This is a genomic window from Marinobacter sp. F3R08, from assembly GCF_018860425.1.
Taxonomy (GTDB): Bacteria; Pseudomonadota; Gammaproteobacteria; order Pseudomonadales; family Oleiphilaceae; genus Marinobacter.
This window is the reverse complement of the sequence record NZ_JAHKPI010000026.1, coordinates 1-4,812: the sequence shown is the minus strand read 5'-3', so window position 1 is coordinate 4,812 and position 4,812 is coordinate 1. Positions and strand designations below refer to the sequence as shown.

The 4,812-nt window shown below is 45.5% G+C and carries 5 protein-coding genes; all 5 read right to left on the bottom strand.

The window, feature by feature from the left end; genetic code table 11:
- Positions 1-59 precede the first annotated feature (59 nt).
- Positions 60-836 (bottom strand): conjugal transfer protein TrbF, encoded by a 777-nt coding sequence (locus tag KO499_RS19645; RefSeq protein ID WP_012774850.1) that lies wholly within the window; start codon positions 834-836, stop codon positions 60-62.
- Positions 836-3,373, bottom strand: coding sequence for a VirB4 family type IV secretion/conjugal transfer ATPase (locus KO499_RS19640; protein ID WP_012774849.1), 2,538 nt, complete (start codon positions 3,371-3,373; stop codon positions 836-838). The genes KO499_RS19645 and KO499_RS19640 overlap by 1 nt, the downstream gene beginning before the upstream one ends.
- Positions 3,373-3,684 (bottom strand): conjugal transfer protein TrbD, encoded by a 312-nt coding sequence (locus KO499_RS19635; RefSeq protein WP_012774848.1) that lies wholly within the window; start codon positions 3,682-3,684, stop codon positions 3,373-3,375. Before KO499_RS19635 ends, KO499_RS19640 begins: the two co-directional genes overlap by 1 nt.
- Before the next feature lie 2 nt (positions 3,685-3,686).
- Positions 3,687-4,112, bottom strand: a complete 426-nt coding sequence (gene trbC, locus KO499_RS19630) for a conjugal transfer system pilin TrbC (protein WP_012774847.1) — start codon at positions 4,110-4,112, stop codon at positions 3,687-3,689.
- An 11-nt stretch (positions 4,113-4,123) separates the two neighbouring features.
- A partial coding sequence (gene trbB, locus KO499_RS19625; protein ID WP_215985475.1) for a P-type conjugative transfer ATPase TrbB occupies positions 4,124-4,812 on the bottom strand: 689 nt, incomplete at its 5' end.

Genomic DNA, 4,812 nt, shown 5'->3' with positions numbered 1-4,812 from the left:
CAGCGCAGTGCCAAGAATTACAGCTGATAATTGCTTGTTCATAGGTTTAAGCCTCGTAATCATTGCAGGCGTGACCAAGAGAAGTCACGAACGTAAATACCCAGCGGGTTATTGCGCATCTGTTCTTCTGTGGTCTGCGTTGAAGTATCTGCGGTGTAAACAGTAACTAATGCGCGCATTAGAGCGGGTTCACCTTGTTTAACACCTTGTCGGTCTCGTACTGTTTCCACCCAATCGACTTGCCACGTTGTCGGTGTTTGCGGCATGACTGATTTAATATCAATACTTACCATTACCTTCGCGGCACGTTTGAATGGACTTGAATCCGCACTACCGTTTAGCCATTCATTCATTTTTATGGTCGCTGAATCTTTCGGTGATAAATGGGCGTAAACACCAAAAACAGCTTTACGTTGCAAAGCTACGTCTGGAGACACCAAGCGAGCATTTTCAATAAATTTTGAAACCGTCGAACCCATAACTCGCGGGTCAGCCATTGAAGAAGCTGTGACGGGTCCTGCTGCTTGAGCCTGACCTAAGCTGTCCACTTCAACTACGTAAGGGACGAACTTTGATTGACTACCAATGTGAATCACACCACCAACAGCGGCCAACGTAATTAGCAGGGACAAGATCCCCACAACCTGCCAGGTCTGCTTTGCTGAAACCACTGAACCCACATGTTCATTCCAAGTACGGCGGGCAGTCAGATAAGGGTTTTCAGTTTCTTCTTGGCGTTTACCCTGTTTTTCTTCTTTCTCAACGGTCGGTTCTGATTGATAACCTGGCGCGGGATTTTTGAAAATCAGCCCCTTTAGTGTGTCGGAAAAGCTCATTACGCGGCCTCCAAGTAGTTATTAATATTTATGCCTCTGCTTGCTAACCATTCATCAACCCACGTTTCACCATGCTTAGCTTCAAGCTGTTTAATGATTGCTACAGATTCCTTGTCAGAAGCCCCTACAAACGACAATGCAAGCGGGCCAAGAGCTAAGTCATAGAGACGGCGCCCATTTTCCGAAACATAATAGTATTGACGTTTAGGAACCGCGGTTGCCAAAATGTCGATTTGACGGCTATTGAGGCCCATTCGACGATAAAGAGCCGCTGTATCTTCATCACGCGCATACACGTTAGGAAGAAAGATTTTGGTTGCAGTAGACTCGACAATAACGTCTAGGATTCCAGAGTTGGCCGCATCAGACAGACTTTGTGTTGCCATAAGAACCAGACAATTCGCCTTACGAAGAACTTTGAGCCATTCTCGAATTTTTTCACGGAAAGCTGGATGCCCTAGCATTAGCCATGCTTCATCTAAAATAATGACGGACGGTTGACCTTTCAGGCTGCACTCGATACGACGGAATAGGTAAAGCAATACTGGCAGTGCGAACTTCTCGCCCAGGTTCATCAATTCTTCGATTTCAAATGTTGTGAAATCCGTTAAAGACAATCCATCTTGTTCAGAGTCCAATAGATGACCCATAGCCCCATCTACTGTGTATTGGCGCATCGCTTCACGGATATTTTCATCCTGGATTGTTAAGGAGAACTCAGACAGTGTACGCGCACCGCTTTCGTACATACTTTGGATTGCGTTACCAATCTCGTTACGTTGAGCTGGAGTGGTATTAACCCCGTTTAACGCCAAAATGGTATCAATCCATTCCATCGCCCATGCGCGATCTGATTTGCTATCTAAGAATTGCAATGGACAGAACGCTAGGCGGTCATCGTCTGCACCAACAGAAAAATGTAATCCATTGACAGCCTTTGTTAATGGGTACATAGACATACCCTTGTCGAAAGCATAAATAGACATGCCTTTGTATCTGCGCAGCTGAGCTGCGATTAATGCCAAGTGCGTTGATTTACCCGCCCCTGTTGGACCAAACATAAAAGTGTGCCCCAAATCTCGAACGTGCAGGTTTAACCTAAACGGAGTAGAACCACTTGTTACACAGTTCATTAGTGCTGGCGCCAATGATGGATACATTGGGCAAGGAGCCTTATTTGAACCAGTCCAAACAGTGCTTGTTGGAAGCAAGTCGGCCAGATTCATAGTGTTAATTAGTGGACGACGAACGTTTTCGACACCGTGACCTGGCAGGCTTCCCAAGTAAGCATCCAGAGTATTGATAGTTTCTGTACGAGCTGCGAAACCAAGACGGTTTACTGACTTTTCTACTTGGCGGGCAGACTGTTCTAGTCGGTCGCGGTTTTCATCCATTAGGACGACAACGCTTGTGTAATAACCCGCAGCTACAACACCACTACTGATTTCAGCAATTGCGGCCTCTGCATCTTGAACCATTGATAGTGCATCTTGATCTACAGTGCCGTTATTAGTGTTGAAAACCTGATCAAAGAAACCTCTAATCTTCTGGCGCCACTTTTTACGGAACTTGTCTAAATGTCTTAGTGATTCGTGTTGGTCCATGAATATGAATCGTGATGACCAGCGATATTCAACAGGCAATTCAGCAAGAGCAGAAAGCACTCCTGGATATGACTCCATAGGAAAACCTTCAATCGCTACGACCTGAACAAATTTACGACCGACTTTAGGAACAACACCCCCCCACATTTCTTGACCGCCTAAGTACGCATCCAAATACATAGGATTGCTAGGCAATGTCACTGGATGATTAAGGCCCGTAATACAGAACTGTAACCACCCCAAGAAATCATCGTGAGTGATGGTTTTTCCATCTTCATTTGTAATTTTGTTACCACGCAAACGACTCAGATTAACAGCGCTGGATAGACGGTTTTCAATAGCGGTTATTTCACGCTTGAACTGATTAATCAGGCCCTTTGTTTGTTCTTTCTTACCAACAATTTCCGCATCGTCATCAAACATAAGTTCAACAAACTTTCGCTGAGCCAATACTGGAGGAAACCAGGTTAAAGTGAGCACAAAATAGCCCTCATACATAGTTCCCAACCCTTCGAATAGTTGGCGGCGTTCTTCGTCAATAGCAGCTGAAATCTTGTCTGGAAACTCAGATAAATTACGATCTGAATATTTTGGTGATGGACGGCGTACAGCATCAACGTGAACCATCCAACCACTACCCAAACCAGAAAGCGCCTGATTTATACGAAAGGACACCATTTCTCGTTGTGCATCGGTACTACTTGCGTTGTCCTCTCCTTTGTAAAGCCATGACGCCATAAATGCGCCGTTTTTACATACCACTACACCATCATCGACAACGGCAGCGTAGTTAAGTAAATCAGCCAATCCTGCATCTTTAGAGCGATGCTTTTTGAGTTTCAATTCAGCATCAACCGCACGGACACGGGAGAATAGGATTAGTAACAACAAAGCACCGAAGCCAGCAATGGCGAATGAAATAGATTGAATCATCATTTGTATTGCTTCCCTTGGCCTGATGTATTTTCACGGAAGGGCGTACTACGTGCTGGGTAGTACGCTTTGTATATGCGGTGTCTCAGATACACATGACGCAATTTAGGATCTGATTTAGCCATTAGTCGGCACACAAAAAGCGCACCCCACCAAAGACAAATACCGAATACAGTTGCTCTAATTTCTTGAGCACTAAAAATTAGTGCGGCAGCGAGCAAACCAGAGAACATCACAAGCTCACGATCCCCGCCCATGAACAAGTTCGCTCTGTTGCCAGCCCTACGAATGGGGATCGTGCGCAAAGCCATAATTAAGCCGCCTGTACACCGTTAACAACACGAGAAGCCGCGCCGCCAACTTGGTTAATAACAGCTTCGCTAAGCGCAGCAAGTTCAGCACCACGACCGAAGAACGTAGACATCATGTTTTGCGCACCTACAAGCATTGCCATTACCAAAACAAGGAAAATCAGTGTGCGGAAGAAGGCGTTTAGTTCACCACCGAAGATCAAAATACCGCCCGCAACAACGATACCAATCATTGAAAGAGCGAACGCCACAGGACCAGTAACAGAGTTACGAAGGTTAGTTAGCCAGCTCTCATAAGGAAGTGAGCCGCCAGTGCCTTCGGATGCCATTGCAGGTTGAAGCGCCATTGCTAAGAACATCAACGCAAACAAGCCCAGGTAGAACATAGACGAGCGGTCGAATCGGATTTTTGATAGAGAGAATTGCATTTGTATAACTCCTAGATAGGTTTGTTTGATAAGGTTTCGGTCACGTATTGACCATCTTGATAACCGGACACTTCGATAATTTCTTCGACGGCCCTAGTGTTGGTTTTTTTGTTTTTGGCGATGTACACCAACGCATGAACCGCCTCGCCTATAAACGGTTCAATTGGGTCTGGTTTTTTAGGGTGCATTGTTATAAGGAACTTAAACCTCCCAAGACCACTAGAAGGGCCTTTGTTCGCATGTATTGTGGCAACGCCACCTGGATGACCTGTATTCCAAGCCATTAACAAATCGAGAGCTTCTGGACCACGCACCTCACCGACTAGAATTCGGTCAGGTCGCATCCTTAATGCGGTTTTTAATAAGCTGGTCATATCGACGGTTTCAGAGGTGCGGTACTGAACATAGTTCTTCGCGGCACACTGAATTTCACTGGTGTCTTCAATGATGATGAAGCGGTCATTAGGGAACTGTTCGACGGTTTCACGAATAATGGCGTTTGCCAGTGTGGTTTTACCGGAACCAGTCCCCCCCACGACAAGAATGTTTTTCTTTTGTGAAATGATATTCACTAAAGAATCTTTTTGAGCGGCAGTCATAATTCCGTTTTCTACATACTGTTCAAGCGTGAATATGCTCACCGCTTTTTTACGTATGGCAAATGACGGACCCTGACCTACTGCCACAGTCTCTAGTTGCC